The organism is Zhongshania aliphaticivorans (assembly GCF_902705855.1).
GTDB lineage: Bacteria > Pseudomonadota > Gammaproteobacteria > Pseudomonadales > Spongiibacteraceae > Spongiibacter > Spongiibacter aliphaticivorans_B.
Genome location: NZ_CACSIJ010000012.1, coordinates 187,090 through 214,002, shown reverse-complemented (window position 1 = coordinate 214,002; position 26,913 = coordinate 187,090). Strand labels below are relative to the sequence as shown.

Sequence of the window (26,913 nt, the reverse complement as noted above, 5' to 3'; positions counted from 1 at the left end):
AATAAAAGTCTATTTTTGACTATCCAAGTTTATGATTTAAAAACTTCAGTGACAGACCGCTATTGTGACGCTAGAGCCTTTCACACTGCTCCCAAATGCCGTATTTCATAAGTGGTGCCTTAGCGAATAATTCCCCACGTTTATTTAAGCCGCACTGTATTAGATTTTTCTAACCGCCACTGCGTGCTTAGGTGATTAACCCCATTCTGCGCGCAATCACTACTGCCTCGGTACGATTGCCAGCATTTAATTTAAGGTTGATGCTGCGCAAGTGTGTGCGCGCGGTAGATTCAGAAACAAATAATCGTTCTGACATGGCAATATTGGATAAGCCCTCGGCGAGTAGCGCTAACACTTGTAATTCTTTGGGAGTTAGCGGGTCGCTGGGCATATTGCCTATAGCAGTGTTGGTTTGTGTGATTTGAGAAAGGCGTTGTTCAAGGGTTTCTCCCAGCGAAAAATCTGCTTCAGAGCCCTGTTGTTGCATGTCTCGAAGCAGTGATGTGACCTTGGGGCCTTCTTCTAAAAAGGTGCGAATAAAGCCTTCTTCATTGGCCATGCGCACGGCGCGCCCCATGGTGCGCAGTGCCATATTGCGCTGGCCGTCTTCGTGTTGGGCTTCAGCTAGTAATATTCTTAGTTTCAAGGCCCGCCGCACGTGCTGGGTGCGTTCCGCTTCTTTTAAGGCATCCCTGAGTTTTGGCAGCGCCTGATTGACTTTACCGCTGCGTAAAGTCCAGCGCAGTCGGCATATTTCGGGCGTTAGGCAATCGTTGGCGATATACCATCTGGTGTTTAGGTCTGGCCAGTTAAAGCCTTGTTCGGCCAGCCGTAGCTGTTCGTCGGCACCGTCTACATCGCCATTGTTGAGCCAGAAATTAGCACGCTGTAAACGGGCTGAGGCGACAACTCTGGGGAGTTGTAAGGCATGGCCGCGATTTTCAAGTTCGGTTAGTAGTTCTAAGGCGCGATCGGTGTCGGTCTCGAAGAGAATTTTGGCGTGGAATACATGTGCGCTAATCAGGGCATCTGCAGGGCCGATGTCTTGCACCAGCGGCGCATAGGCGTCGAAGAGTTTACGGGCTTCGTCTAGTTCGTCGGCTTCGTAAAGCGCTTCGCCTAATTGAATGGCGGCGAGTGTTATGCCTCTGCGGTCTCCCTTACGCGATGCTGCAAAGGTATCCATCGCGTGACGCATGCGCTGGGTGGCCTGCTTTAAATGGCCTTTCATTAAATCTAAGAGGCCTTCGGCTGATTCGGCAAGCACGGCGCCAAAGGTGCCCGCGCCGCCAGATTCGCTGCCTCTGGCTTGGTCGACATAGCCGCGTGCGGCATCGTGCTCACCCACGATAATGCTGGTTTGGGTGAGCGCTTGTGACAGCATGGCACGGGCAAAGTGATTGTCTTTATTTACGATGGGTAGTGCGTCTAAGCCTAGTTGATGGCCTTCGTCGATATTGTCCATCATGCCAAGCAGCATGGGGCGTAATACCATGAGGTTGGCGGTGTCGTCGTCGGTGAGCGCATTGGGGTTGAGCTCACCGATAATGTTTAAGGCTTCTCGCGGGCTGCGTGTAAACGCCACGCTCCACGCTTTAATTAATTTAAGGTCGGGATTGTTTTCAATTTCACTCGTCGGTAAATGCTCCAGAAAGCCTGCCATTAAACGCAGTCGACCATCGTTAAAAAAGCGTCTTGCATTGCTGCGAATGAGGTCTATTGATTTGGGGTATTGTTCTGACTTTAAACAATGGCGTATTGCTGGAATAGGGCGTTCGCTAGCGAGATAGGCATCAGTTGCTCGAGCGTGTAAGGCAAGTACTTCTTGAGGATAGTCTTTGTGAAGTTGGTTGCTTAGGAAGTCATGGAACAGCGCATGGAAACTGTAAACTTGGTTTTGTTCATCGGCCAGTGTCACAAAGAGATTTTGTTCATAGAGCTGTTGTAGTAAAGCAAGGCTGTCTTCGCGCTGGCAGACTGCATTACACAGATCTTCTTTGATTTCGTTGAGAATGCTAATTTGTAATAGAAACTTCTGCACATCGCTGGGTAATGCACTCAGTACATCTTCAGCGAGATACGACGCAACAGCAGCGTTAGAACCAGAAAATGAATTGATAAATTCATCGGTATTGCTGCGACCTTGAAGTGCCATTGATGCTAGCCACAGTGCGACTGCCCAGCCTTCGGTGCTGCTATATAAGTGGCTAAGCTGTTGGGGGCTGAGATTAAGGCCGCGTTGGGTACTCAAATACGCGGCTGCTTCTTCTTGGGAAAAACGCAGGTCATTGGCATTAAATTCTATAAGTTGGCCTTTAGCTCGTAATTTGGCTAAGCCTAAATCTGGGCTGCGCCTACTGCCAATAATGCTTCTCGATCCCGGTGGCAGCGAGTTGGTGCCGCGCAGTATTAAACCGATTACAACGGGGTTTTGCAGAACTTCAAAATTATCGAAATAAATACTGGTTGGGTTCTCTGCGGACTCAATGCTGTCGATAATCCAATTGGCTAGCTCAGCATTGCGAGAGGTGCTGGTGCCGGGTAATGGGGTGTCGGGATTGGCATTTGCCATTGCCAGTGTAAAGCCGCGTAAAAACCGAGAGACGTCGTTGTCACTATCGTCTAAGGTCAGCCAGGCAATTGCGTTGCCCATGCGGCGGTCTGCTTCAACCAACTGCATCATCGCGGTGGTTTTGCCGAATCCCGCCGGTGCCTGAATGACCACGAGGCGGCTGGCATCTAAGTCTTGTTCGTAATTGGAGATACATTGCCGCGCTAAATTGTTCGCAGCGCGGCGGGGGGGGATGGTTTTGGCTTTGGCGATGCGGGAGTGGCTGTTGGATTCGAGTTTATTGCTACCCGGCGCTAGGGTGCTTTCGGCCGGGGTGGATTGTTTTTTGTCTGAGGCGTGATTAGCTTGCTTTAGGCTCATTTTGGTGATCGCAGCGTAGCGTTTAAGGCCGAGGCTTTGAGGCTCTCATCATTATAATAGTGATGAGAGTTTTGCAGAATCAATACTCGGGGTCAACGCGTTCAGCGTTTTTCAATGCGATGTACTAGCCGCCAGACGGTGCTTGGGATCCAGCGTCGCAGCACCCAGCTCATTCGGGTCATGGGGCCGGGGAATATCCATAGTGATTTACCCGGCAATTTACGCTCAATCTCGTCCAGCACTGTTTCTGGCGTGATAGGGGGAAAGACGTCGAAGATTTTTGGCCAGCAGCTTTTGGCTTGATTCAGTAATGGCGTTGCAACGATAGGCGGGCAAACACAGACAATGCGCACGCCGCTGTTGCGGGTTTCGTGGAACAGTACTTCGGTATAGGCGGCAACTGCGTGTTTAGATGCGTTATAAGCACCCATATACAAAATTGGCCAGTGACCCGCCATAGATGCGTAATTGATAAACTCGCCGTGGCCACGGGCCAGCATACGCGGCAGCGCCGCTTGGCTGACATTGACCATGCCGCCGTAGTTGATATTCATAATGCGATGGATCATGTCGCGGCCCTGATCCATTATTTCACTCAGAGGCATGATCGCAGCGGCGTTGGTTAATCTGTCGATGGGGCCAAGTATGTTTTCGCATTGTTCTACTGCGTTTTCAACGGCGGCGGGGTCGGTAATGTCGCAGGGGATTTTTATAAGCGTTGGTGAGTTTTCACCCAACGCATCTAGGCCTTGCTGATTGACGTCGACAGCGGCGACTTTCCAACCGCTTGCTAATGCCCGTTTTGCAGAGAGTTGACCGATGCCGCTTCCTGCACCTGTGATAAACAAAACTTGGCCGGCCATCGATATCTCCTGAATGCGCTATTTTTAGTATGAAAATATGACTCGCGATAATAAGAAATTCAGGGAGATAGTGTCTCGTCGGATGCGACGATTTGGGTTCTTGCGGGGCGGATTTTGTGGAAGCTGTATGTTGAATTCGTTTTATATAACTGTTGCTATGCCGGTTTAATGCCGACTGGATTTGATGAAGTCCATCACCGCAGCTACAAAAATGCTGCGTTGAAGGGGGTCATCTTGGCTCACGGGGATGCTATTTTTAAGGTGTCGGATAACGGGGGTCATGGTAACGAAACCAAGAATCATCGAGAAAATAGCGACAGGTGTAATGCCGTCACCCTTACCTGGTGAGTATTGATTTAGTAGTAATCTAAGCTCGTTCACAACATTTTGAAGCGACATTTCGACGAGGAAGGCTTGGTTCTCTTCCCAGCCGTCAACGAGGTTTCGCTGCAGCAGTTTCAGGTAGTCGGGATTTGAGTCTAAGCGTTCAAACATGGCAAAGAGGAATTTGTTTAAACGATCTTCGGGGCTGGCGTCAGCATTAATTTGGTGTAGTAAGTTCGCAGCATGCGCGCTATACATTTCTTCTTCAACGGCTTTGAACAGGTCCTCTTTGTTACCAAAGTGATGGTAAATTGAGGGCATTGAAAATCCAGATTCAGTCGCGATTTGACGCATAGTTACACCATCAAAGCCATGTTTAGCAAAGAGCTGCGTTGACACCTCAAGGATGATGTTTCTGGCATTTTTAGTGTTTGTTTTGCGGGTAGACAATAGCGTTTTCCTAGCTGGTATTGAGTGCACAATATAAGCACGGTAAGAATGCTTATTGGGGCTTGCCAATACGTTCTGCTGTTATTAACTTTGAGTGCGGACATTTTACCTTAAATGACGCTGATTTAGGTAGAAATGTTACCATTTTTGGTCTTCTAAGCGATGGCCGTTCGGGCTGCAGCGCCAATTCTGGCATTGTGCGGAATAGTCACCGATGGCGGCGGAATATCGTCAAATACGACGATACTTATTTAGCATTATTGATACATTATAAGCTTGTGGAAACCTGGCCAATATTGGCTTCTGTAAGACGGCTAAAAAGAACAAAAGGATATGATTATGGAACGTGTTCCTATTAACCCAATGGATGCTGCTTGGCTGTATGTAGAAAAAGAACAGGCGCCTGCGCATTTTGGCCCCTTAATCTTTATGAGCTGCCCGGAGGGTGATGAAGGCTTTGTGCAGCGTTTGGTTGCCGAGTGGCGAAAATCCCTAAGGTTCGCGCCGCCGTTTAACTATCGCTTGGCCAAGGGCTTAATTCCTCGCTGGGAAATTACACCCGATGACCAATTAGACATGGAATACCATTTACGCCATAGCGCACTGCCAGCGCCGGGCGGTGAGGCCGAGTTGGGTATAATGGTGTCGCGGCTGCACTCGCATAAACTCGATAGGAAAAAGCCACTCTGGCAGTGCTATGTTATTGAAGGTATTGGTGGTGGCCGCTTTGCAATTTATTTAAAGCTGCACCATGCGCAAATGGATGGTATGGCTGCGTCGGCGCTGATGGCGAAATGCTTTAGTGCAGATCCAGATGCCCGTAATATGAAAGCGCCGTGGACGATTGGTTTAACGTCGTCGCCAGAGAAAATTGCGGCGGCAAAATTAAAGAAACAAACAGCTAGCGCCCAAGTATCTAGTTGGGCGAGGTTGTCTAATATTCGCCGCGCACTGTCGACCCTCGGCAAAGAAGCTTATTTAAATTCGAGTTCCTCTCTCTTTGCGCCTTATCAGGGGCCGAAATCCGTATTAAATGGCAGAATTTCTCCGCATCGCCGTTATGCAACTCAGCGTTTTGAGTTGGCGCAATTAAAGCGTATTGCCGACAAGGCGGGGGTGAAAATTAACGATGTGTTTCTGGCTGTTACCGGTGCTGCCCTGCGTCGCTATTTGAGTGAGCAGGATTTATTGCCCAAGAAATCCCTAGTCGGCCAGATTCCTGTGAGTATTCGTCCGGCGGGCGATGACGCTATCGGTAATGCTTTGAGTTTTGTTTATGCAACCTTGGGTACTGATCTTGATGATCCTTTGGCACGGCTGCAGGCGGTGAGTCAGTCAACAGAGTCTGCAAAATCATTGCAAAGTACACTTACGGTGGATGCCATTGAAGCGTATACCTCAATTGTATTGGCGCCATATATTACCGAAACTATTTTGGGCTTAGGTGGCTATTTAAGGCCAGCATCTAATTTGGTTATTTCAAATGTCATGGGACCAAGGCAGCGCATGTATTTTAATGGCGCGAGGATTGAGCATATCTACGGGCCATCAGTGCTATTTCATGGCCAAGCCTTGAATATCACTATGTCGAGTTACGCCGATGAAATTAATATTGGCTATACCGCGTGCCGAGATAGTTTGCCGTCAATGCAGCGTATTGCCGTGTACAGTGGCGAGGCGATGAATGAGTTAGAGGTGGCACTAGGTTTATAGTTATAAAATACACCAAAGCCGCGTATCAATAATATTTGATGCGCGGCTTTTTTGTGCTCGCTAGCTTTTTGAAGATTTAGGCAGATTGATGATTTGCATATACGTCCACACCACTAAAATGGCAAACAGTGAGCTGGCAATGCTGGCAAATTGAATTAGCGCGGGAGACGCGGTTTCTGTATCGGTCCCCAGTGCGTTATACATCGGCCAACCTGCACCGGCGTGACCCATAAACGCAGCGCAGGGCATGATAAAGCAAATAATAATTTGTTTAGCACCGCGCAGCTTGGGTATTAAGGCATAGACGCTAAGGAAGGGGATAATAACGGCGGCGGTGTTTGCGAAAAACCACCATGAAGGCATAAAGCCAATTTTAAACGGCTGGTAGCCGTAATAAACCCATACCCCGAAATACAGCGGAATTTGCTCTACAAGTGCGGCGCTTATAATCACGCCGGCAAAGCTTTTCCATACAAAATTTTGACTCAGGCTTTGATCTAACATCTTTTGATAACACAGCAGCGGCAGTGCGGCGAAGTACCAGATGTAGCCAATTAATACCGCGACGGGTACAGGGTGGCCATTGGTGGTGAGCACATTAAATTGGCCGATTTGCGGGTGTACTGCATTGCCGAGTAAGTCGACGACGGGTTCTAAGTACAGGGTTAGCATTGAGCCGATGAGAAGATAAAGTGGGACGGCGCTTCGCTGTTTTATTGCAAGACGAATCGCGAAAATAACAAAGATAAAAGCGGCAAAGCCGTAGACAGCGGTTGTTACCAATTGTGGCATGGCGGGCATAATTAAGCCCGCCGGTGCTTGGGTATATACTAGATCAATTTCGTTCATCGTTGTTACCTATTTATGCCTAGGGCAATTTGCTAAAGGTGAAATGCACAGAGAAGGATTCATTGGTTTCGACGGAGTCCCCAAAAGGAAGCTCAGTATTGTTGTACTGTACGGATTTTCTCGGCTGGTAAGCGAATGCAATATTCATTAGCCAGTTTGCGTTGAGTTTGGTGCCGTAGCCCAAGGCGTAGTCGTGCTGTGGCGTAAGGGCAAAGGTGGGCGATAGGCTGCCTTTGTCGATAATTAAGCTGTGATAAGAATATCCTGCCCGTACAACATCACCCGACGCTAATGCTTTTTCTATGCCTAGGCTGTAAACAATACGGCTGTGCATTTTGAGGGAGCTGGATTGGCTGAGCGTGTTTACTGGTGCTGCTGCATCGGGATTGCTGGCATTAATTTTGAGTTGCCTAGTGGCGCCAGCCCAATCAAACCAATTGGCTTCAATGGCAATCGCTAAGTCTGGTTTTGCTTGCCAGTGCGCACCAACACCGAATTCTTGTGGCGTTTCTAGCCCAGCCATTGAAACGTCACGATAGGTCACTCGGCCGTTACCGAGGGCGCTGTAGTTGACGGTCATGCTGCCACCATCGAGGTCAATTTTTGAAGCGCTGGTGTAATTTATGCCAATGGTAAGTGACGGGCTTAAATCGTATTGCACACCAATTTTTGCGTCGCCACCCCAGCCGCTTAGATCTCGAATTTTTACGCCAAAAAAAGTTTGGCTGGCATTCGCAACCGAGGTGTCTTCAAATAACGATTGTTCGATAGTGGCGTAAGTTGTGGCGATAACGATACCAAGTCGCAAGTTGTCAGTGATATTCCATGCTGCGCCGCCGGAAAATCGAAATAAGGAAAACATGGCGCTTACATCATCGACCGTGCCGAAGGCTGTGTTGATGTTGTCGTAAACATAGCCAAGTCCGCCGGCAACGTTAACGCCGCCTCCAAGTACTATATTGGTATCGTCCAGTCTTTGTGCGTAAGCCCCGCCGACAACGCCACCCCATTCATTACTAACACGTACATCGTCATTGTATTCATCGCGATGCGCCACACGCGCAATAGAAAATCCGGTGGCGGTGTAGTCAGCGCGAGAGTGTTTGATGTTGGCTAGCCCGGCAGGGTTCGCAATTAGCGAGCCGGTGTCGTTAATGTGTGCGATATCTGCGCCACCTACGCCGGTTTGTTCGGCGCCATAGGCGGTTAAGTACAGGCCGTTAGCGGCGAATGAGAATTGGGGTAATAGTGATGATGCCAGCAGTAGGCATAATCTGCTGGCGTGGCTGGCTGTCATAGTCGCGACCCTAGGTGATTTTTTAAGCCTGCGAAATTTGCAGCGCTTTATATATTAGTATTGTTGGTGTGCTTAATATTTTTTATGATGTTATTCGATTTTCCCGTGATCGCGTTTATGCCTGAAATTGCCCTCCGGTCATAATGATTAAACCGATACAGCTTACAAAGACCCACGCTTCGCAGGACAGCTTTAAGGTCGTTGGTGCGTGTCCTACTTCCATAAAATGCATGATGACTAAGCGGACTTTGAAGAAGGCGAGTATCAAAATAGCGGCAGACTCTAAAAAGGCTTTTTCAAAAAGCATGCCGTGGTTGATACCTACCACCCAAGAGAAAATACTGATCAACATCAGCACAATCCAGATTGCAGTTTCTTTTGAGAATATTAAGTTACGCATAATTTAAGGAATCAAATAAACGAGAGGGAAAATAATAATCCAAAGTAAGTCGACCATATGCCAATACAGTGCACCGCTTTCTAAATTGTCTACGTCGGTTTGACTTATGTTTTTACTACGGTAAAGAGAAACGGCGTAATAAATGAGCAACGGTACTCCAATAACAACATGGAAATAGTGCATGCCGGTGAGTATGTAGTAAAAGACATAGAAATTATTGCTGAGATAATCGATGTCTAGCGCTGCTTTGTGTTGGTATTCGATGGTTTTAAGAATGACAAAGCCGGTGCCAAAGAGTGCAGCTCCTGCCATAGAAAAGGAGGCATACTTTGCTAAACCTTTGCGTGCAGCTTTAAGGGCCATGACAACCAGCCACGAGCTACACAGTAAGAATAAGGTATTGATAGACCCGATATTGACGTCTAACTGTGCTTGAGACTGACGAAATAGTTCGATTTCGTCTAGGCGATAGTAGGCGAACATGCAAAAGAATAGCGAGAAACACGCCATATCGCCCAGCAAGAACAACCAGATCATTTCATCACCTGGCATGTGCTTTTCTTGAGCTTTATCTGCTGCCTTATTATCTTTCACAGTGGGTATATTATCTTCGTAAGTCGACATTATAGTTATCTAATTTTGAATAAAACTAAAGTGTGTGAAGTTTAAAAAGACCCGTCAAATACCGCATGTGTATTGACGGGTTGAAATTTCAGGCTAGCAAAATGAGGAGAATCTAGCCTAAAGGGTGTTACGCCGGAACGGGGTTGCCGTTCAATTTTTCGATTGGATTTTTCGCTTCGTGACCGCTGGCTACGATTGCCGCGGTAAAACGAACAATCATTAGGCATAGTGCCAAAGACAGCAGAGTGAGAAGGCGAGTCGCGATCCAAGGCATGTCATGGTTAAGTGACATGAAGTATGGCCACGCGGTCATGCCGTAAGATGCGCCCATTGCAACAACGGAAACCGGAATGATAAACAGACGGTTCCAGCCACGCAGATAAGGTTCAACTAAGTACAGCAGGAAGCCAACTAACAACATAGATGTTCCGTTCAACCAGCCCCAAGCAAGTGGGAAGCCGAATACTTTGAACGAGGCATCGCCATAGTAAATATAGGCTTGTGTTGCAGTGCCTGGCATCTCCATGATGACGTCAGTCATCGCAATCAAGAACCAAGTAATGAATACGCCCTTCACGGTAAGGCCTGCTTTCATACGGGTGTAAGCCCAGTAGCCGGTCATAGAGATGAAGAAGACATAACAGGGTGGAATTAAATACGGCACGTTTAAGTCATAACCAACAAAAGCTGGCCCAGGCAGATTGGTGGGGTACCAAAGGTGACCTAGGTGGTCGAGCATGGGCTCAATTAGCGAGCAAACTAGACCGCCGAAAATCATGAGTAAAGGAATATCGTTCCCTTTCTTAAAGAAGCAGTAAAGTGCCCAAGGTATAACAGCGAGACCAAAACCACCGGCCCACACAGTAAAAAGGTTACCTACTAGTTCGTTCGCGGCGTAATCGGCGGGCACGGGTAGCGCCCCTCCGATCATTGGCTGCATTAGTTTATCCATTAAAGACATAGTCCTAATCCTCTTGTGTACTTATTTTGAATAAATGAAGTTTTCACTTCATGTTCTTTATTGCTGTCATAGCTGAGTTGCGCCCAGGCATACCGCAAATTCCGGCGCTGGGGTGTGTTCCTGATCCGCTTAGGAACAAGCCTGGTACGGGGGTTTTGTAACCGCCTAAGGAAAACGCAGGACGACCTGGCCCAAAGCGGGTCACATAGGGGTCGACGTGGTAAACACTGCCGTCGATGGCGTGGAAACGCTTCTCGATATCTGGTGGTGCGAGCGGGCGGCGAGCAATTTCCAAAGACTCAATGCCGTCGTAGTACTTGGCAGAATCTTTGGTGATCATGTCGCTGATTTGCTCACGGGCTTTTTCCCAGCCAATGTTTGGGTTGAAGGGCACAAGACCAGACCAGAACCAATAAGTATCGTGGCCTTCTGGCGCCATGCTTGGGTCGAAGGCGGTGGTAACTTGACCGAGACCGGGAATGATTTCTGGAATTTCACCACGGATACAGTCGTCGTATGCCTTTAGACCTTGTTCATAGGTTGCCCACTGTAGGGTTGGCAGTCGCAAGTCGGCGTCCCAGCCACGTTTTCTACGCCACTCTGAATGGCGGCGGGGCTCAATGCGGCCTTTTAGCGCGATATTCAATTTGAAGTCGGCGATGCCACGGCTAGCAGTTGGGATGTGCTTGGCGGTAACAGCGGTTTTGTGATCTAGGGTGCCTTCTGGTAGAAGGTGGTTAAGTACCATTTTGGGGCTGAAAGCGGTGACGACGCCTTTCTTGGCAAATATTTCTTCACCGCCAACCAGTCTTACCCCGGCCGCGCGACCATCTTTGATAATAATTTCTTCGATTTTAGCGCTGGTCCGCACAGAGCCTTTATGGTCTTCAAGGCAGCGAATCAATGCTTTCGGGAAGGCACCTGTGCCGCCTTCAAACATGGTGATACCGGTGCTTTGCAGTGCCGCCAAGTAAATCATGCAGAAGGAGCTTAAATCCGAACGGAACTCCATAAATGGCAGGCCGGTCAGTAGGCAGGCGCGCACCATATCGCTTTCAAACATTTCTTCCAGCGCCGCGGCGTGGGAGTTAGTCATCAACTTAACAATGGCAGGGATGTGGCGGGCATGACGAATGGCGCCGCCCATAGTGCGCAATACCGCCGCAGGGCTGGGGCGATGCGCATTGGTGTTCATCAGCGGCAGACCAATTTTCATTGCGCGGTCTATGGTGTTAGATAGGTCTAGCCACGCTGCAGCGTCTTTCTTAGAGAAGTATTTGATCTCCTCGGCGGTCTTGCGTGGGTCGTTCCACATGCCAATGGACTCGTCGCCATCTTGGCTTAACTGTACATGGCAGGGGTCGATACGGCGTTGGCGCAGACCGTATTTGGTTTCCAGCTCTAATTCTTGGGCAATGGGCGAGAGGCGAAACAGGGAGGCGTGAATAGAGGCCTCGTTGATCATGTGGCCGGGTGCTTCTGGCGTCATTGGATTGGTTGCGGTCATGCCGCCGGCGGTTTCGTGAGCCTCTAAAACCAAGGTTTTTAGGCCGGCTTTAGCGAGATAACAGGAGGCGACTAGACCGTTGTGGCCGGCGCCAGCGACGATAACGTCGATATCTTTGTAGTTTGTAGGTGGGTTCTGTTGATCTTGCATATCTAATTACTTCCTCTTCGCAATTCAGCTTCAGTGCGCTGTTAATTATTTCAACCACGTTGTGACGTAGGCGAACTATTCAGTAGGCTAAAAAGACATATTCGAGCCATTGGTTTGGGTCTAAAGCTAGAAATTGTCGAATTCTATATAGCGTTCGTTATAGTAATGTTTCGAAGTTTATCTAGCTAGAGCCAATACTGTCAATTCGTTTTTTTAAGCTATTAGTTAAATTCAAGTACTGCGCCAGCATGTAGCAACGAGAATCGCGTCACACCCTGCAAGCAGATCGCAGGATGGCGCCTTGTTATTAGAAAAAAATCGTCGGAACCGACGATCAGACTATTTTTGGTGAGCCTATACTTGGCGTCATCATATATCGATCGTTACATAGAGGCTAAAGATGTATCAGCCTTTTCGATGATGGGCCCAGTGGGGTGATTGGGCTGAAATGTTAGTAAATGCCATATATAAAAATTCAATTTAGGGCTAGAGGCTTTTAAATGTCGATTAAACTTAATATGTTCACGGTATCTGTTTTGGCGGCAGGTGTCTCAGCGTCGTCGTTAGCGGCTGCTCAGGCAGGCGCGAACAACGAGCCAGTAAAACGCAGCAATCGCCTAATCGAAGAGGTGGTGGTTACCGCCCAGAAGCGAGAAGAGAACGCTCAGGATGTTCCTATTGCCATCACCGCGTTCAGTGGTGAAAAGCTTGACGCTTTTGGTATTGAAAGTGCGCAAGACTTAGAGCGAATTACCCCAGGCTTAACCGTAACCAATGCGGTGGGCTTCAATGTTGCCTATTTGCGTGGTGTGGGTACCGATGCATTTTTGCCGGGTGCCGATCCCAGTGTGCCATTTTATCTCGACGGCGTTGCGTTGCTCGGTGCCCAAGGTAGCTCAGATACCTTGGGTAAGGTTGAGCGCGTAGAGGTGTTGAAGGGGCCACAGGGCACCTTGTTTGGTCGTAACGCAACGGGCGGTGCGGTCAATATCATTACGCCGGCGCCTTCGGATGAGTTTTTCGGTAGCATGAAGCTAGAGGTCGGCGATTACGGTGAGCAGAATGGTTTAATATTTTTAAACCTACCTATTGTTGATGGCTTGGCTGCGAGCGTGTCTTTATTCTCGACTGAGCACGACAATTACTACACCAATGATGTTGGTCCTATTATAGATGTGTATTCACGTGGCGGCCGTGCAAAAATTCGTTGGGATATTTCAGATACCCTCGCACTAACCTTGTCCGGTTCCGTGTCTGAGGGCAGTGGTAATTCAGGCCTAGCGTTTGAGAATACGCGCACAGCACCAGTATTAGGCGCCGCTTTTCCACAAGACCCTAAAGCAGATCGCCATGTGCGCTTTGATTCATTGGCGGGAGCTACCTCAGAGTCCTATCTAGTGTCATTTATTGTCGATTGGCAACTGCCTGGCGTCGACATAAAAATGATTGGATCTGACCAAGAAGTAGATGCACCTTTTGTACAGGCAGACTTTGATAAAAGCGAATTACCCATTATCAATATTCGCTCCATCGTACAGCTAGCCGAACAGCAAACACTTGAGTTGCAATTTTTGTCGAACGAAGACAGCTTCTTGAGTGAGAATATGGAGTGGGTTGCCGGTATATATTACCTTTCGTCTAGCGGCGGTTTTGATCCAATTGCCTTTGATGTGGCGCCTAATGCCTTAACAACATTGCCGATCCCATTGGCAGATTCATTAACGGGCGTATTGGGTGGCTTGCTCAATGTAGTTGGTTTGCCTAACGTTAGTGAGGGTGTGCGTTTATTGTCTGGTGGCGTGTTAGACAGTGAGTCTTATTCGGTCTATGCGCAAAGTACTTTCTTTTTATCTGAATCAATGGATTTAACATTTGGTTTGCGCTATCAGGAAGAAGAGCGGAATCTCTTAAAATCCCGCTTAGCTACGGTTGACGGCGATGGCGACGAGATACTGCTGCGCTCTGACGATGTACCAACACTAACATCTCATCAGCTGTCACCAAAAATTGCATTTCAGTGGCGTCCTTTTGACGACGAGACCCAAATTTACGCATCTTGGGGTCGCGCGTTTAAGAGCCCCACCTATAACACTGTCAATTTGCTCGATGCACCTGAAAGCGTAGAAGAAGAACAGGTTGAATCGTATGAATTGGGTATTAAAACTGACTTGCTAGATGGCAATTTACGATTAAACGCAGCGGTATTTTATATCGAACAGCAAAATCTGCTCACCGGATTTGTGGCATTAGCCTCTGGCGGTGTGGTGAGTTACGACAATGCGGGCGATTCAGAAATCTCTGGGGCTGAAGCAGACTTTGTGTGGACCCCCATGCCTAATTGGAACCCTGGCCTAGCGATGTTTGGTGCGGTCAGCGTATTAGACTCTGAATACACCTCTTACCCAGATGGCCGTGGTTATGATGAGGATACAGGTTTGGCGTTTGGTGAGGGCGGTACGTTCCCGTTACCGGCGCGTGACTTCAGCGGTAATCGCATTGTAAGAACCCCCGAGCTAACTTACACCTTTGGTGTTAACCAAAGCATTACTGTTGGCGACGGAGCGATTGAGATTGGCGTAGATACCTATTACAACGATGGCTTTTACTTTTTGCCACAGAACTCCGATCTTTACGCACGTGAATCCTATCATTTGTATAACGCTCGTCTGAGCTACTTTTACAACCCATGGGGCTTACAGCTGACTGTTTTTGGCGAGAATGTTTTGGATGAAGTTTACAACGAAGTTGTATTTGTTGATGACTTTGGACGTAACCAAGTATTGAACTCTCCCCGCGTTGTAGGCGCGCGTGTGAACTGGGATTTCTAATGGCTATGGATGGCGCTGACGTTTTAGCGCCATCTATTGTATTTACGAATTTTGAATTATCCATAACACAGCTAGTTATTAACCGTATGAGCTAGTTGGCTAGAGGTATAAAAATGAAGAATCTAAAGAAAATGCTATTGGGGGCGTCTCTCCTTATTACTGTTAACGTTAACGCGCAAAACATACCCATCGTTGGTGGATTGCTGCCCTTGGGGCAGGAGTTAGTACTTAGCGGTCTACCCGCACTCACTACGATACAGTTTGAACCCGTGGTTAATGAGTTATTAGGTAGTGGTCTAGCGTCACTTACGGACGTAGGTGGTCAAGGTGGTTTGCCACTGCTCACCCCTATAATTAATGGTGAGCTTCGATTAATTACCCTCACCGACGTATTCGGCGGTGGAGAGCTACCGTTGGTTGGCACTATATTGGGTAGTGGTTTAGTTAATGATGCCATTGCTGGCGGCGTGCCGGTGCTGGGTAGTCTTTTAGAGACGGAGCCCGCGCAAGTGTTGGTACCTGCGTTTAGTCAGGTTTTGATGGCGTTACCAGTCGATCAATTACTATTATTTCCTTTGTCTTTAGCGCCTTTCTAAGATGGTCAGAAAATGACTTATCACGGCGCGAAATCAATTTTATATAGGTTTTGTGTGGAGGAGAATAATATTTTTTGTGTGGCATTTTGATGATTTATGAATGTGACGACGTATCACTCCATCTCGTCGTAAACGACGAGATGGAGTGATACGTCGCGTAGTAAATTGTAGCGATTTCCAACGCCGGATAACTTTATCTGAGAGTTGGTCGCAACTAAAATAGTTATCTAATTATAAAAATAAGTAGGGGTGAGAGATGAAGTTTAGAAATTGGTTGCCAGTGACGGTATTGGCGCTGGCAACTTCGACTGTGGTTAATTCTCAAGAAACCGGCGAAGTTGTTAAAAAGAGTGCTAACCGAATGCTAGAAGAGGTTGTGGTTACCGCTCAAAAGCGTCAAGAAAGAATTCAAGATGTGCCTATTTCCATTCAAGCCTTTAGTCAGGAAAAAATGGAGGCAATGGGAATTCAGTCCATTCAAGATATCCAGCTAGCAACTCCCGGCTTCACCGTTACCAACGCCGCAGGATTTAACATTACTTTTCTGCGCGGGGTAGGATCTGATGCCTTCTTACCTGGTGTTGATTCTAGTGTGCCATTTTACGTTGATAGCGTTCCGCTGCTAGCGGCACAAGGCACTTCAGATACTCTTGGCCGTGTTGAGCGCATTGAGGTATTGAAGGGGCCTCAGGGAACCTTGTTTGGTCGCAATGCAACGGGTGGTGCCATAAGCATCGTCACTCCTGACCCAGATCAGGAGTTTTACGGTGATCTGAAGCTAGAGGGCGGGAACTATGATATGTACGGTGGCACAGGCTTTGTGAACGTGCCTGTTACCGATGCTATCGCGTTTAATCTTGCGGTATTTCACAATCGGCGGGATCAGTATTTAACGAACGCCAGTACAGGCCGACTGCCGCCATACCTAGAATCTAAAGGTCAGCGATTGAAAGTGCGCTTCGACTTCACAGATAAGCTTTCCTTTACCATGCATGGGTCTAAGCAATTCGTGACGTCTAACTGTGCCTTGGCCTTTCAGAATGTTAAACCTGCAATAATTCTGGGCGGTGATGCGGCCGTAGGCAAAGACGAAAAGTTTGATCGCACGGTGACCTTGGATGGGGATGCTGGGTGTGAAAACGAAAGTTATATCTGGGGCGGCACTCTTGAGTGGGAGGCGGAATATTTCACCAGTAAGCTGATAACTGCCCGTCAAAGAGCTATCGCACATCGGGTCGACGGCCCGTTCGATGGCACGGCCCTTCCGGTAGCGGACGCACATGGTGGTACACAGTCTGAGTTTGGAAGTAGGAATTCTATCAATCAGGACACGGCAGAACTGCAATTTTTGTCAAATGAAAACACGCCTTACTCACAGTATATGGAATGGGCAGTGGGATTGTTTTATCTAAGGTCCAAGGGCGGCTTTGACCCTATTGTCTTTAACGTGGCGCCAGACATTCTCAATGAATTACTCCCCTCATCCGTCGGTAATGTTTTAACTAATCCGTTGAACGATATTTTGGCGAGCTTGAATTTGCCTCCAATTTTGGGGCAGACAGGTATTCAGCTGGCTAATTCTGGTCTTATACGGAGTGAGTCATTTTCTGTATACGCACAGCCTACGTTTCATTTGAGTGATGCATTGGATCTAACAACGGGTGTTCGATATCAGGCGGAGGATCGCGACCTTGACGATTCTCATACTAGTTTTCTTTTAGAGGATGGCAGTGAAGTTGTTTTACCTCTGCCCCAAGGCGAGTTACCGCAGCTTACGCCGGAGCAAGTATCTGTTCGGCTGGCACTGCAATGGCGGCCATTTGATGATGACACTCAGTTTTATGTGTCATGGGCTCGCGGGTGGAAAAATCCAACCTACAATACAGTAAACCTGCTGGGTGACATTTTTGGCACCATGGTGCCTTTGAAAGCGGAGCGAGTAGATACCACCGAGCTTGGCGTAAAAACCAAACTGTTCGACGATATGCTGACTTTAAATACAGCAGTGTTCTATACCGAGCAAAAAAATCCCCTGTCTAGTAACGTATCTATCCCATCCGGTGGCGTTGCTAACTTCACGAATGCGGGTGGCGCTCGTATTACCGGTGTCGATGGCGATTTCTTATTGCTACCTTTCCAAGAGTGGAATCCAGGATTTGTCATCACCGGTGCATTTGCCTACATCGATGCGCATTACACCGATTTTAAAAATGGTCGCGGCTATGATGATGACACTGGCCTAGGCTTTGGTAACGGCGGTGCTAATTTGCCTGCCCGTGACCTTAGCGGTAAGCGCATTCCCCGCGTGCCAAAATTTGAATACAACCTCGGCGTGAGTCAGCGTTTAGACTTTAATATGGATCATGCGCTAGAAATCGGTGCTGATATGTCATACAGCAGCGGTTTTTACTTCTTAACACAGGAGNCGGAACTGTCGAAGCGTGATGAGCTTTATCTAGCGAATGCCAGAATGTCCTACTTTTATACGCCGTGGGACATAGAGGTCACGGCATTCATTAACAATATTGAAGATAAAACCTACGTTGATAATTCCTTCGTAACTGACTTCGGTTCGGCATTGCTTGCAAATGATAATGTGCGTTTGTACGGGCTGAGATTGAAGTGGACGTACCAATAATTAAATAATAATTTCGGAATGATATTCCTTGGTTTGGATGCTGAGGAATATTTATTGGAGAGTAAATAATGTCTTATCTCGTTAATGATGGTATTGCTCAAAGTAATAGTTTGGAGGAAGAGCGGTCGAACGCAATTGTGTATTGGGCTTTGGCCGGTCTTGTGTGCTGTGTTTTCTCGGCTAGTGTCTTTGGTCAATGGATATTGTCTGATATACATTTCTCTACTGTGCCAATTACTGCTGCTGACGAAGTTAGCGATGCTCAGATTTTAAGAATACGTATTGTAGAAGTATTGTCGTCGTTAGTTGCTCTTGCTGCGCTTGGATTTTACTGCCTTCGTCCAGTGCTGCAAGGGAAGAGTATTCCGATGGAAGGCTTACTGTTGTTTGGTGCAATTGTAAGTTATGTCCTAGATACGTCGATTAACTATTTTGACTATTACATGGCGTGGAATAAACACGGTATTAACTGGGGAACATGGGGGGCATTTTTCCCTGGTCACACTGGGCCAACAAACTATGCGGAATCGCTATTTTGGGGCGTGCCGATGTACTTGTATTTTGGTGTCGCGCTGGCGAGTATTCAGCTGTTTGTTGTGAAGCATCTGCGCAATGTGTTTAATTGCGGTTTTATGGTTGCCTTGCTGTGTTCCTTTCCTGTGGTGTTCTTGTTTGACCTAGTGGCGGAATCTACCATTATTAGAACCGGCGCGTACTCGTTTCCAAACACAATTGGTGCGCTGACAGTGTGGAAAGGAAGTCAATTCCAATTCCCGCTATACGAATCCTTTATGGTAGGTATCTACGTGAGTATGTACAGCATGTTGATGCATTACCGAGACGCCAATGGTTTGACCATTATCGAGCGAGGTTTAGATCGCTTCAGTTTCGGCGCTAAATTCCCGCTACGTTTCTTTGCTGCATGTGCGTTTTCTATGCTGTGCACCGGCGTGTATTTTGGCGGTTTTAATTTATTCGCGATGTTTTCAGATAATCTCATTACTTTACCCGAATATATGATGTACGGAAGGTAATTGGCGGCTGACTATTTTAAAATTATGGCTATCTAATAAATTAGGGTTCTTGATATGAGAATTAAAATAATAACTGCGGTATTCACATTAGCAATGTCTTTCCAATCGCCAGCCTATGCGCAAGGCGAAATTCTAGGCGCCTTGAATTTAAACCAAGGCGCGGGCTTGCTATCGTCAATACCGATATTAGGCGGTGGTTCAGTTGGTTTAGACGCCTTGCCTCTGGGTGGGCTAACTGATGCCGCCGCTCCCTTGTTAGCAGGGTCGCAAAGTATCGCTCCGTTATTAGAGCTATTGCCAGTAAGCCAGTTAATTGTGCCTGCAGCGCCCATTCTTGGCCTGGCAGTAACTGATCTTCCTATTGGTACTCTTGTCGCTGAAGGCGTTGCAGCGGGCGTGATGTTTAGTGATGTGTTAATGCCTGGGTCGGCTAGCTTTAACTCATTATGGATAACGATTTTAGGGCTTTAATAGAGCCCTAGGTAAAAGTATATTGTCTATATATTTTATTTCTGAATATTGAATTTAATCGCTATCTCGTGGCAGTTTAGTTTAACTAACTTTGGTATAAACTGAATTCTTGCTGCGCTGAGTCAGTACAGATTGTGCTTGCAGTGGGAATGCTGGAAGTTAAATAAAGTTGTTGGGTTTTTTGGCTTTTTGAATCAGCCCCTTCACGGGGCTGATTTTTTATTTGGGGTTTATGGGTTAAACCCCTACGGATTGGCTTTCTATTTGGCGAATATTCAATTTATATTGGTATTCAGAATCAAACGCTTAAACACCACCGCATTGTGGTCTTCTAAATCGCGCTCGGGTTCTTCGGCGAGTGATATGTTCGGAAAGCGTTTAAACATTTCCCCCATCGTTAAATACAGTTGGCGCTTAGCCAGCGCGGCGCCAATACAAAAGCGCGGGCCGTAGCCAAATAGTACATCGGGTTCAAATTTACGTCTTACGTCTAGTTTTTCAGGATTACTGAAGTGGGCAGGGTCATGGTCTTTTAGGTGCGGCATCATCAGCACCATTTGACCTTTTTTCACGTCTTGACCCAGTAGCTGCATATCGCTTGGTGCATAGCGCGCAAAGCCCATTTTAGAGTTGCCTGACCAGCGCATAATTTCACTGAATGCATTAGAGAAGGCATCGGCAGATTCTAATGCGTAAGGCACTTGGTCAGGACTTTTTAACAGGGCGTACACCGACCATTGCTGGGCTATTAATGTGGTGTCTGCGCCTGCGCCAATCAAGGCGAGGATGAGGGTGATGATGTCCCATTCGTTAAATTTTTCATTTGCCGCTTCAATTTTTAGCAAGGCGCTGAGAAAGTCACCTTCCTGAGGGTTTTCGCGGCGCTCGGCAATCACTACTTGCAGTATATCGATGGCTTTGTTGCTGTCTTCTTGGGCGCGAAGTCGGCGTTCGTCCGATATGGTCGGGTTCCATGTTTCGGTAAAGGTTTGGGTAACACGCTTCATTTCCGGCCAGTATTTTTCTGGTACGCCAACCATTGCGGTTATCGAAATAAAGGGGATGTGCTGGGCAACCTCGGTAATGTAATCAAAGGACTCTGGCGTGCCTATGTCGTCAAAAAGGCGTTTAACGTGTGGCTCTATTTGGCGCTGGATGTTTTCGACCACATTGCGCGAAAACGCCGGTGAGGTGATACGACGAACTAAGCGGTGATGATCGGGATCCGCTAGCAGGCTGTGACCGACCAAGGCTTTTTCAAACTTGTTCCAGTTTTCCTCGGTGGGGCGCGGTGGGGCAAACTCCCAGTCGTAGAAGTCAGAGGAGAGGTATTCGCGCTTCCAGCAATCCATGATGTCCGGCATTTGGGTCATGATCCACGCCTGCCATGGTGCATACCACACCAAGGGGCCGCGCGCGGCCATGGCTAGGCACTGCGGCGCCGGGTTGTCAGCGTATGACTGTGAGTTGGGGTCGAATAAGGATTCGATGGGCGCAAGGGTGGCACTTTCTGACATGGTAGGTCCTCTCTGGTGACGCGCTGGGCGTTGCAGATTGTTATTGTTGCCGATAATTTATCGCTGCTTGCAAAAAAATATACTCCAGTGTAATTTTATTCTCAAGTTACTTAATAATTAAAATTGGCATCTGGAGATTTAAGGTATGAAAGACTTTACAAATAAAGTGGCTGTTATTACCGGTGGCGCTAGTGGTGTCGGGCGGGCAATAGCGCTTTTACTGGCCAAAGAAGGTGCCAAGGTGGTCGTGGCTGATATCGAGGCAACGGCGCTAGATCGCACGGTAAAAGAGCTAGAGGCACTGGGCTGTGAATGTATGGGGCAGCGCGCGGATGTGACCGACGCTAACTCGATGAATGCCTTGGTAGATGCCGTGATGGCTCGCTTTGGCGCTATGCACCTCGTGTTTGCCAATGCCGGGGTTGGCACTGGTGAAGCAGGCAATATGTGGGACTACGAGCTAAATGACTGGGAGTGGGGCTTTCGGGTAAACACCTGGGGCTTAATTCATTCCATTAACGCATTTTTACCCAAATTGGTCGCCCAGAATGAGGAGGCACATTTTGTGGTGACGGGCTCTGGTAATGGCGCGTTTCTCATGCTGCCCAATACCCCAATCTACACTGCTAGCAAGGCGGCGGTGCAAGCGATAACCGAGAATCTGCATTATCAGCTGCAAGCTACCCAGTCGCCGGTTAAGGTCAATGCCTTATTCCCCGGTCCGCATGTTGTTAACACCGGCATATTTAATTCTGAGCGAAATCGCCCAGAGTCTTTACCGGGCAATCCCGACAAGCCAGACTCAGGGATTCACTCTGTAGAAGATATGAAGGCGATTATGGCTCAGTACGATATGCAGTTGCAGACCACCGAGCCAGAAGAGGTCGCGGCCTTTGCGATACAAGGTATTCGTGACGAGAGCTTTTGGATATCGCCAATGTCAGACAAGGCGCGCGCAGGCTTTGTGGCAAGGGTAGATAGCATCTTAAATAGAACAACCCCAACTGTGCCAGACGTTTTGTAGTGACGGGTATATTGTGATCTAGCAAGGTGGGAGCTGTCGTCGGGTGACAGCTCCAGCGTGGTTCTCCGCTGATGCTTACGTTACTATCCCATCCTTCAATAGGGTTTAGAGGTGAATATTTTGCCAGTTGTACAGCTAGGGCGTAGAGAGCGAAAAAAGAAGGCCGTTCGTGAAAATATTAGCGAGCAAACCCTACTCCTCATCAGTCGATACGGCGTGGATGGCATCACCATAGACGCCATTTGTGATTGCGTTGATATCGCTAAAAAAACCTTTTACAACTACTACGGCTCAAAGCACGACCTGCTAGTCGATATTTGTCAGTCGGAACTGCTGCAACGCACCGACGACCTGATCACCGAAGCCATAGAGCAAAGCGATGATCTGGCTACGCAGCTAGAATTTGTTCTAGGTGTGCTCGCCACACGAAATAGCACCGCCAGCAAATTAGAGCGCGAGCTCATTGGCTACTTGGTGGGGTCTTTGTCTACCAATATGAGTCAAGGCGCTAGCCAGCTGCAGTTCATGAGCAACTGCTACCAGCGTTTGTTTAGCCACAGTAAGGCGCAATTGAAAGAAGGGCTTAGCCCACAGTTTTGTGCAGAAATGACGGTGGGTATGACTAACATCATTACACTGAATTGGTTGCATGATGATAACTACGATACCTTGGCGCGGTTTCAGTCGCTGCAAGGGTATTTGAAAAGTAGCATGCTAAAGTAACTCTTCTTTCTGTGTTTGGGGCTAAGGAAGGGTGGCTGCACGCGGTGGCTTTGCGTAGCTGCTAGTCCATTTTTTACCGCCAGCGTTGAGGGTATATCACCAATTCTTATCGTATGCGCATAAGCTGGGTAATTGCCTTTAAGCGATTGATGACGAGTGATAATAAAATCAGAAGGCAGCCGACTAACTGGCTGCCGTTCATACTTTCACTAAACCATACCATTGCTATCAGTGTCGTCCACAGTGGTTCTAAAACCATGATAACTACGCTGTGGCTATTTGCTGTCAGGCTTTGTGCATAGGTCTGAACCAAGAAGCGTAGGGCGGTACCGATAGTCGCAGATAGAACAATCCAACCGACTAGTTCAGCTTGAATGTTTGTGAACGTGGGTTGCCAAGGCTCAAGTATTGCTGAGGCTATTCCAGTTATGACACCTGTCGTTGCTAGCACTATCGTCGTTAAGGCTAGCACTGGAATCTTGCTTGCTTTGCTACCCTCACCATTTTCACGCACGAACGATTGAATATTGGTGACTCGCGCATTCATATTGAAATACAGTGCGAAAAAAGCCGCTGATGCCAGTAGCAAAATATGTGACGTCTCTGCTTTTAACGCGTGGTCCATTGGTTCGCTAAGTGAAAGAAAGCCAAGGCCGATAAGTGCTACCGGCAACGCGAACCACGTGCTGGGAGGGATTGCTTCCTTAAACAACACGCGCCCAATGATCGGAACCATAACGACGCCGAGACTAGCTAAAAAAGCCGCTTCCCCTACATGACTTGCTTTGGCCAGCCCTGTAACCCAAAAGCACATGGCGAAGCCAAATACTAATCCAACTCGCACAGAATGCAGCCACGCACAGCCGGCAAGTTTTCCCAGTGCGTTGTAAGACACACAGCTAAGAAGTAAACCCGCCAGAAAAAAACGAATAGACATAAAAAGCAGAGGTGGCATCTGCAATACAGCCTCTTTTGAGAACATCCAACTGATTGACGCTAATAGAGTCACAAGCACCAATAGCAGATCGGATTTATATGCGTTGTTCAAAAGCTCGGCCTGATTAAATTTAACGATTAGTATAATGGCTCTCTAGACACTTAGCATTCACATCAATTTATTGATGATTAAGACCAAATAAAATCACCGCTCGATCAACAAGCCGCAAACAGCGTATTTATCTGGTGGTAAGGGCGGTAGTGATTCGACGTGGCTCACGTCTCTTTCGTCTGAAATGCCACATTCGNGATCTATCCCTTCTGCCTAAATATGCAACTCATGAACCGGGTGAATGAATATTAATGTGCATATTTAAAATCTCCGCTTGACCTTAAAATGTAAACCATATACTTTTTTTACACTATAGTTACCTTTTTCGGCGTTGCTACTCGGCATGCCAGTGTGGGAGAAAAGTATGAGTACGCGTTATGACAAGCCCATTCCGTTCGGCTGGTTTGCGATTGAATACACAAAGGAATTAACCCCGAGTGATGTGAAGCCGCTGCGGTATTTTGGCCGTGACTTGGTGCTGTTCCGCACAGAATCAGGGGAGGCTGCATTGCTCGACGCCCACTGCCCGCATTTAGGTGCGCATTTGGGCCACGGTGGGATTGTTAAGGGCGAGAATATCAGCTGCCCATTCCATGCCTGGGAGTACAACGGCGACGGATTTTGTACCAAGGTACCTTATGCCAAGAATATGCCGCCCAAAATTGACGGCAAGCAAGCACTGCGTCGTTACCCCGTAAAAGAGTGCAATCAAATGATCTGGGCTTGGTATCACCCACAGGATGCTGAGCCATTATGGGAGGTAGAGTCTCATCCTGAATTGCATTCGCAAGAATGGACAGAGATGGATGTTTACGACTGGAGAATCAATTCGATTATTCAGGAAACCGGTGAGAATGCGGTTGATATCGCGCATTTTGTGACGGTTCATGCATCACCAGAAATGCCAGTGGGTGAAGTAACGATTGAGGGCTATCAGCGCAGTACGGTCATGGATAGCTTAACCGAGGCGATTGATGAGTTTGGCAATATCGACCGCAGTGGTGAAAATTTTGATATGGGGCGATTGGTGACCTCGTCCTATGGCCCAGGGCAAACCTACCAGAAATTTTCGCGACTTTTCGAAATTGTGATGATGGGTACGGTAACGCCTATTGATGAGCAGAGTTTGCATATGCGCTTTAGCTTCAGCATGCCAAAGCAGCAATCAGATGAGCATAAATTGTATGCCAATGCCTTCCGTGACGAGATTGTGCATCAAGTTCAGCAAGACATTCCGATCTGGGAAAACAAGGTGTATTTAGACGAGCCGACCCTCTGTGATGGTGATGGGCCAATTGCCAAATACCGTAAATGGTTCCAACAGTTTTACGCCGCGTAAGGGCAGCTTTTAGCTGTCGATAAATCAGAATTAAATTATTAATAATAATGGGGAAAATACTATGACTAATTCCACTGCACCCATTGGTAAGCCAGGTGATATTTTAAACTGGCCGATGTTGAAAATTAGTTACCTTACCGATCCAGAAAAAATTGCCGATTTATTGCCGCCGGGGATCACGCCGGCAAAAACATCGAAGGTTACCCTGACGATCTATAATTTTCCGGTATTAAATGAGCCTGAGTACGGCTGCGTGGTGAATGTGGATGCTGTCTACAATGGCATTGAGGGGGAATATACCTTAGGCATAGCAATAGATCAGGAGGCGGCCATCTACGGCAGTCATGAGCGCTGGGGGCAGCCAAAATATTATGCCGAGACCAAGTATTTTCGGTTAATGGATTACATTAGTGCGAGCGTCACGCATCGCGGTTATACCTTTCTTGAATACAGCGGCCAAGTGACTGGGCCGGGCGACATACCGCCGGAGTTTGAAACCAATGAGTGGTGGATTAAATGTTTGCGCGGTGTCGATATGACATCGACGGATTATGATTTTCCACCCCATGTGGTGCGGGTGTATAGCAAGTACGGCACAGCTTATGTGGAGAAGTTAAGCGGAAAACTGACCCTTAACGACAGCCCTTGGGACCCAGTGGCGAGTAAGTTGCCCGTGCGCAGCGAGCCTGAAGCACATTTATGGACGCCGATATTTTTAGATCGTCAAATCACCCTCGAAGGGCCATTAGACCCAGAGGGCTTCCAGCCGTTTGCAGATACCATAGGTGGTTCTCGCTGGCCAGGGGAGTTTGGCGCGCCGAAGAAGGGTTAGCAACAGAGAGGGTGGCGATGTTTTTGGCGCGAATTTAATCGCGCCTAGCTTTGCGCCGCCCTAGGCTGAGGTTTTAATAACAAAGGCAGGAATAACAAAGTCTTTAATGTATTGCCGAATTTGCTCGGCCGAGCACTCGGCTTCAATCGCCATGCGCGAGAAATTGTGCTGCATGATGATGATCCAGTTGACGATTTCGGAGTCGTCAATGTTGAGAATTTGAGCGTCATCAGCGCTCAATTTTTTCAGCAGGGGCTGCCATGTCTCCATAATGGCGTCTTTTATTGGAGACTCCTCCCCGTTCAATATGGTTTTAAACACGTGAGCGGTTTCTACAAGTACCCTTACGCTCTCATCTTTAAACGCCTGCTCTGCACTTGATATAAAGTACACTTCCAGAGCTTGTTCCATACTACTGCAGTCGCTAATTTTAGCCTTGATCTTGGCGTTGAATTGTTCAGCGCGGTAGGCCAGAAAATTACTGATTAGGTTGTTACGATTGCTGTACTTGCGGTAAATGGTGATTCGGCTTAAGCCGGCCTGTTCCGCAATATTCTCCATTGTGGTCTTTTCTAGACCATACATCTTAATGCAGCTGGTGACAGCTTCCATAAGCACTTTCCGCTTATTTTCGGCGGTATTTCTTGTTTTTTGCATGCTTTTCGAGGGAGTTTGCATATTTAGGTTTTGTCGAGATTCCTGTGTGGGCGGCGGCCTGCGCATTGTGAGGCTGAGCACAAAGTCGAAATGTTAATCGATATTTCAGCAAAATAGCAATTTGACGGCGCGGACT

At 47.7% G+C, this 26,913-nt stretch carries 22 protein-coding genes; 10 read left to right on the top strand and 12 right to left on the bottom strand.

The genetic code is table 11. The features are described from left to right. Positions 1-187 precede the first annotated feature (187 nt). The 3 genes from GVJ32_RS08040 to GVJ32_RS08030 all read right to left on the bottom strand — a co-directional run bounded on the left by GVJ32_RS08040 (position 188) and on the right by GVJ32_RS08030 (position 4,569). Complete coding sequence (locus tag GVJ32_RS08040) at positions 188-2,932, bottom strand: LuxR C-terminal-related transcriptional regulator (RefSeq protein WP_159239544.1); 2,745 nt, start codon at positions 2,930-2,932, stop codon at positions 188-190. A 101-nt stretch (positions 2,933-3,033) separates the two neighbouring features. Next, on the bottom strand, positions 3,034-3,795 hold the full coding sequence (locus tag GVJ32_RS08035; RefSeq protein WP_159239543.1) for an SDR family NAD(P)-dependent oxidoreductase: 762 nt from the start codon (positions 3,793-3,795) through the stop codon (positions 3,034-3,036). A gap of 165 nt (positions 3,796-3,960) precedes the next feature. Then, on the bottom strand, positions 3,961-4,569 hold the full coding sequence (locus tag GVJ32_RS08030; protein ID WP_159239542.1) for a TetR/AcrR family transcriptional regulator: 609 nt from the start codon (positions 4,567-4,569) through the stop codon (positions 3,961-3,963). Between the two features lie 339 nt (positions 4,570-4,908). Between GVJ32_RS08030 and GVJ32_RS08025 the strand changes: the two genes are divergently transcribed. Next, positions 4,909-6,282 carry a WS/DGAT/MGAT family O-acyltransferase gene (locus GVJ32_RS08025; RefSeq protein WP_159239541.1) on the top strand — a complete coding sequence of 458 codons (1,374 nt, stop codon included), beginning with the start codon at positions 4,909-4,911 and terminating at the stop codon, positions 6,280-6,282. A gap of 60 nt (positions 6,283-6,342) precedes the next feature. Here GVJ32_RS08025 and GVJ32_RS08020 read toward each other — a convergent pair whose 3' ends face one another. From GVJ32_RS08020 to GVJ32_RS07995, 6 genes are all read right to left on the bottom strand, one after another. Then, on the bottom strand, positions 6,343-7,131 hold the full coding sequence (locus GVJ32_RS08020) for a hypothetical protein (RefSeq protein ID WP_159239540.1): 789 nt from the start codon (positions 7,129-7,131) through the stop codon (positions 6,343-6,345). Between the two features lie 19 nt (positions 7,132-7,150). After that, entirely contained in the window at positions 7,151-8,428 is a 1,278-nt protein-coding gene (locus GVJ32_RS08015) for an OmpP1/FadL family transporter (protein WP_159239539.1), read from the bottom strand. Positions 8,429-8,543: 115 nt separating this feature from the next. Then, complete coding sequence (locus tag GVJ32_RS08010) at positions 8,544-8,828, bottom strand: cytochrome C oxidase subunit IV family protein (RefSeq protein WP_159239538.1); 285 nt, start codon at positions 8,826-8,828, stop codon at positions 8,544-8,546. A 3-nt stretch (positions 8,829-8,831) separates the two neighbouring features. Continuing rightward, positions 8,832-9,452 (bottom strand): cytochrome c oxidase subunit 3, encoded by a 621-nt coding sequence (locus GVJ32_RS08005; protein WP_159239537.1) that lies wholly within the window; start codon positions 9,450-9,452, stop codon positions 8,832-8,834. Positions 9,453-9,579: 127 nt separating this feature from the next. Next, positions 9,580-10,413 (bottom strand): hypothetical protein, encoded by an 834-nt coding sequence (locus GVJ32_RS08000; RefSeq protein WP_159239536.1) that lies wholly within the window; start codon positions 10,411-10,413, stop codon positions 9,580-9,582. A gap of 43 nt (positions 10,414-10,456) precedes the next feature. Further along, positions 10,457-12,070: a phytoene desaturase family protein gene (locus tag GVJ32_RS07995; RefSeq protein WP_159239535.1), complete on the bottom strand. Its 1,614-nt coding sequence runs from the start codon at positions 12,068-12,070 to the stop codon at positions 10,457-10,459. 500 nt (positions 12,071-12,570) lie between these two features. Between GVJ32_RS07995 and GVJ32_RS07990 the strand changes: the two genes are divergently transcribed. From GVJ32_RS07990 to GVJ32_RS07970, 5 genes are all read left to right on the top strand, one after another. Then, positions 12,571-14,898, top strand: a complete 2,328-nt coding sequence (locus GVJ32_RS07990; RefSeq protein WP_159239534.1) for a TonB-dependent receptor — start codon at positions 12,571-12,573, stop codon at positions 14,896-14,898. A 113-nt stretch (positions 14,899-15,011) separates the two neighbouring features. Further along, positions 15,012-15,494 (top strand): hypothetical protein, encoded by a 483-nt coding sequence (locus GVJ32_RS07985; RefSeq protein ID WP_159239533.1) that lies wholly within the window; start codon positions 15,012-15,014, stop codon positions 15,492-15,494. A gap of 256 nt (positions 15,495-15,750) precedes the next feature. Next, complete coding sequence (locus GVJ32_RS07980) at positions 15,751-18,132, top strand: TonB-dependent receptor (RefSeq protein WP_159239532.1); 2,382 nt, start codon at positions 15,751-15,753, stop codon at positions 18,130-18,132. A gap of 68 nt (positions 18,133-18,200) precedes the next feature. After that, the gene (locus GVJ32_RS07975; RefSeq protein ID WP_159239531.1) at positions 18,201-19,166 is read left to right on the top strand and encodes a spirocyclase AveC family protein; all 966 of its coding nucleotides are present in this window, start codon (positions 18,201-18,203) and stop codon (positions 19,164-19,166) included. Positions 19,167-19,220: 54 nt separating this feature from the next. Continuing rightward, a complete protein-coding gene (locus GVJ32_RS07970; RefSeq protein ID WP_159239530.1) occupies positions 19,221-19,637 on the top strand; it encodes a hypothetical protein in 417 nt (138 codons plus the stop codon). 275 nt (positions 19,638-19,912) lie between these two features. Here the strand turns inward: GVJ32_RS07970 and GVJ32_RS07965 are convergent, their stop codons facing one another. Next, on the bottom strand, positions 19,913-21,154 hold the full coding sequence (locus GVJ32_RS07965; protein WP_159239529.1) for a cytochrome P450: 1,242 nt from the start codon (positions 21,152-21,154) through the stop codon (positions 19,913-19,915). Positions 21,155-21,299: 145 nt separating this feature from the next. Here GVJ32_RS07965 and GVJ32_RS07960 point away from each other — a divergent pair, with 145 nt between their 5' ends. Both GVJ32_RS07960 and GVJ32_RS07955 read left to right on the top strand, forming a co-directional pair. Then, complete coding sequence (locus GVJ32_RS07960) at positions 21,300-22,178, top strand: SDR family NAD(P)-dependent oxidoreductase (protein ID WP_159239528.1); 879 nt, start codon at positions 21,300-21,302, stop codon at positions 22,176-22,178. Between the two features lie 120 nt (positions 22,179-22,298). Further along, positions 22,299-22,901 (top strand): TetR/AcrR family transcriptional regulator, encoded by a 603-nt coding sequence (locus GVJ32_RS07955; RefSeq protein WP_159239527.1) that lies wholly within the window; start codon positions 22,299-22,301, stop codon positions 22,899-22,901. 106 nt (positions 22,902-23,007) lie between these two features. Here GVJ32_RS07955 and GVJ32_RS07950 read toward each other — a convergent pair whose 3' ends face one another. Continuing rightward, on the bottom strand, positions 23,008-23,949 hold the full coding sequence (locus GVJ32_RS07950) for a DMT family transporter (RefSeq protein WP_159239526.1): 942 nt from the start codon (positions 23,947-23,949) through the stop codon (positions 23,008-23,010). A gap of 364 nt (positions 23,950-24,313) precedes the next feature. On the opposite strand from GVJ32_RS07950, the gene GVJ32_RS07945 reads away from it, so the two are divergent. Both GVJ32_RS07945 and GVJ32_RS07940 read left to right on the top strand, forming a co-directional pair. Continuing rightward, entirely contained in the window at positions 24,314-25,288 is a 975-nt protein-coding gene (locus GVJ32_RS07945; RefSeq protein ID WP_159239525.1) for a Rieske 2Fe-2S domain-containing protein, read from the top strand. A 61-nt stretch (positions 25,289-25,349) separates the two neighbouring features. Then, complete coding sequence (locus GVJ32_RS07940; RefSeq protein ID WP_159239524.1) at positions 25,350-26,120, top strand: acetoacetate decarboxylase family protein; 771 nt, start codon at positions 25,350-25,352, stop codon at positions 26,118-26,120. A 60-nt stretch (positions 26,121-26,180) separates the two neighbouring features. Here GVJ32_RS07940 and GVJ32_RS07935 read toward each other — a convergent pair whose 3' ends face one another. Continuing rightward, on the bottom strand, positions 26,181-26,732 hold the full coding sequence (locus GVJ32_RS07935) for a TetR/AcrR family transcriptional regulator (protein WP_159239523.1): 552 nt from the start codon (positions 26,730-26,732) through the stop codon (positions 26,181-26,183). Between the last annotated feature and the right edge of the window lie 181 nt (positions 26,733-26,913).

What these genes read in the sequence shown, in the direction of transcription:
- GVJ32_RS07990 (WP_159239534.1), top strand. Translation starts at nt 12,571, where the DNA reads ATGTCGATTAAACTTAATATGTTCACGGTATCTGTTTTGGCGGCAGGT.
- GVJ32_RS07960 (WP_159239528.1), top strand. Translation starts at nt 21,300, where the DNA reads ATGAAAGACTTTACAAATAAAGTGGCTGTTATTACCGGTGGCGCTAGT.
- GVJ32_RS08015 (WP_159239539.1), bottom strand. Translation starts at nt 8,428, where the DNA reads ATGACAGCCAGCCACGCCAGCAGATTATGCCTACTGCTGGCATCATCA.
- GVJ32_RS07935 (WP_159239523.1), bottom strand. Translation starts at nt 26,732, where the DNA reads ATGGAAGCTGTCACCAGCTGCATTAAGATGTATGGTCTAGAAAAGACC.
- GVJ32_RS07985 (WP_159239533.1), top strand. Translation starts at nt 15,012, where the DNA reads ATGAAGAATCTAAAGAAAATGCTATTGGGGGCGTCTCTCCTTATTACT.
- GVJ32_RS07965 (WP_159239529.1), bottom strand. Translation starts at nt 21,154, where the DNA reads ATGTCAGAAAGTGCCACCCTTGCGCCCATCGAATCCTTATTCGACCCC.
- GVJ32_RS08010 (WP_159239538.1), bottom strand. Translation starts at nt 8,828, where the DNA reads ATGCGTAACTTAATATTCTCAAAAGAAACTGCAATCTGGATTGTGCTG.
- GVJ32_RS07970 (WP_159239530.1), top strand. Translation starts at nt 19,221, where the DNA reads ATGAGAATTAAAATAATAACTGCGGTATTCACATTAGCAATGTCTTTC.
- GVJ32_RS07945 (WP_159239525.1), top strand. Translation starts at nt 24,314, where the DNA reads ATGAGTACGCGTTATGACAAGCCCATTCCGTTCGGCTGGTTTGCGATT.
- GVJ32_RS08035 (WP_159239543.1), bottom strand. Translation starts at nt 3,795, where the DNA reads ATGGCCGGCCAAGTTTTGTTTATCACAGGTGCAGGAAGCGGCATCGGT.
- GVJ32_RS08025 (WP_159239541.1), top strand. Translation starts at nt 4,909, where the DNA reads ATGGAACGTGTTCCTATTAACCCAATGGATGCTGCTTGGCTGTATGTA.
- GVJ32_RS08020 (WP_159239540.1), bottom strand. Translation starts at nt 7,131, where the DNA reads ATGAACGAAATTGATCTAGTATATACCCAAGCACCGGCGGGCTTAATT.
- GVJ32_RS08005 (WP_159239537.1), bottom strand. Translation starts at nt 9,452, where the DNA reads ATGTCGACTTACGAAGATAATATACCCACTGTGAAAGATAATAAGGCA.
- GVJ32_RS08000 (WP_159239536.1), bottom strand. Translation starts at nt 10,413, where the DNA reads ATGTCTTTAATGGATAAACTAATGCAGCCAATGATCGGAGGGGCGCTA.
- GVJ32_RS08040 (WP_159239544.1), bottom strand. Translation starts at nt 2,932, where the DNA reads ATGAGCCTAAAGCAAGCTAATCACGCCTCAGACAAAAAACAATCCACC.
- GVJ32_RS07995 (WP_159239535.1), bottom strand. Translation starts at nt 12,070, where the DNA reads ATGCAAGATCAACAGAACCCACCTACAAACTACAAAGATATCGACGTT.
- GVJ32_RS07940 (WP_159239524.1), top strand. Translation starts at nt 25,350, where the DNA reads ATGACTAATTCCACTGCACCCATTGGTAAGCCAGGTGATATTTTAAAC.
- GVJ32_RS07975 (WP_159239531.1), top strand. Translation starts at nt 18,201, where the DNA reads ATGTCTTATCTCGTTAATGATGGTATTGCTCAAAGTAATAGTTTGGAG.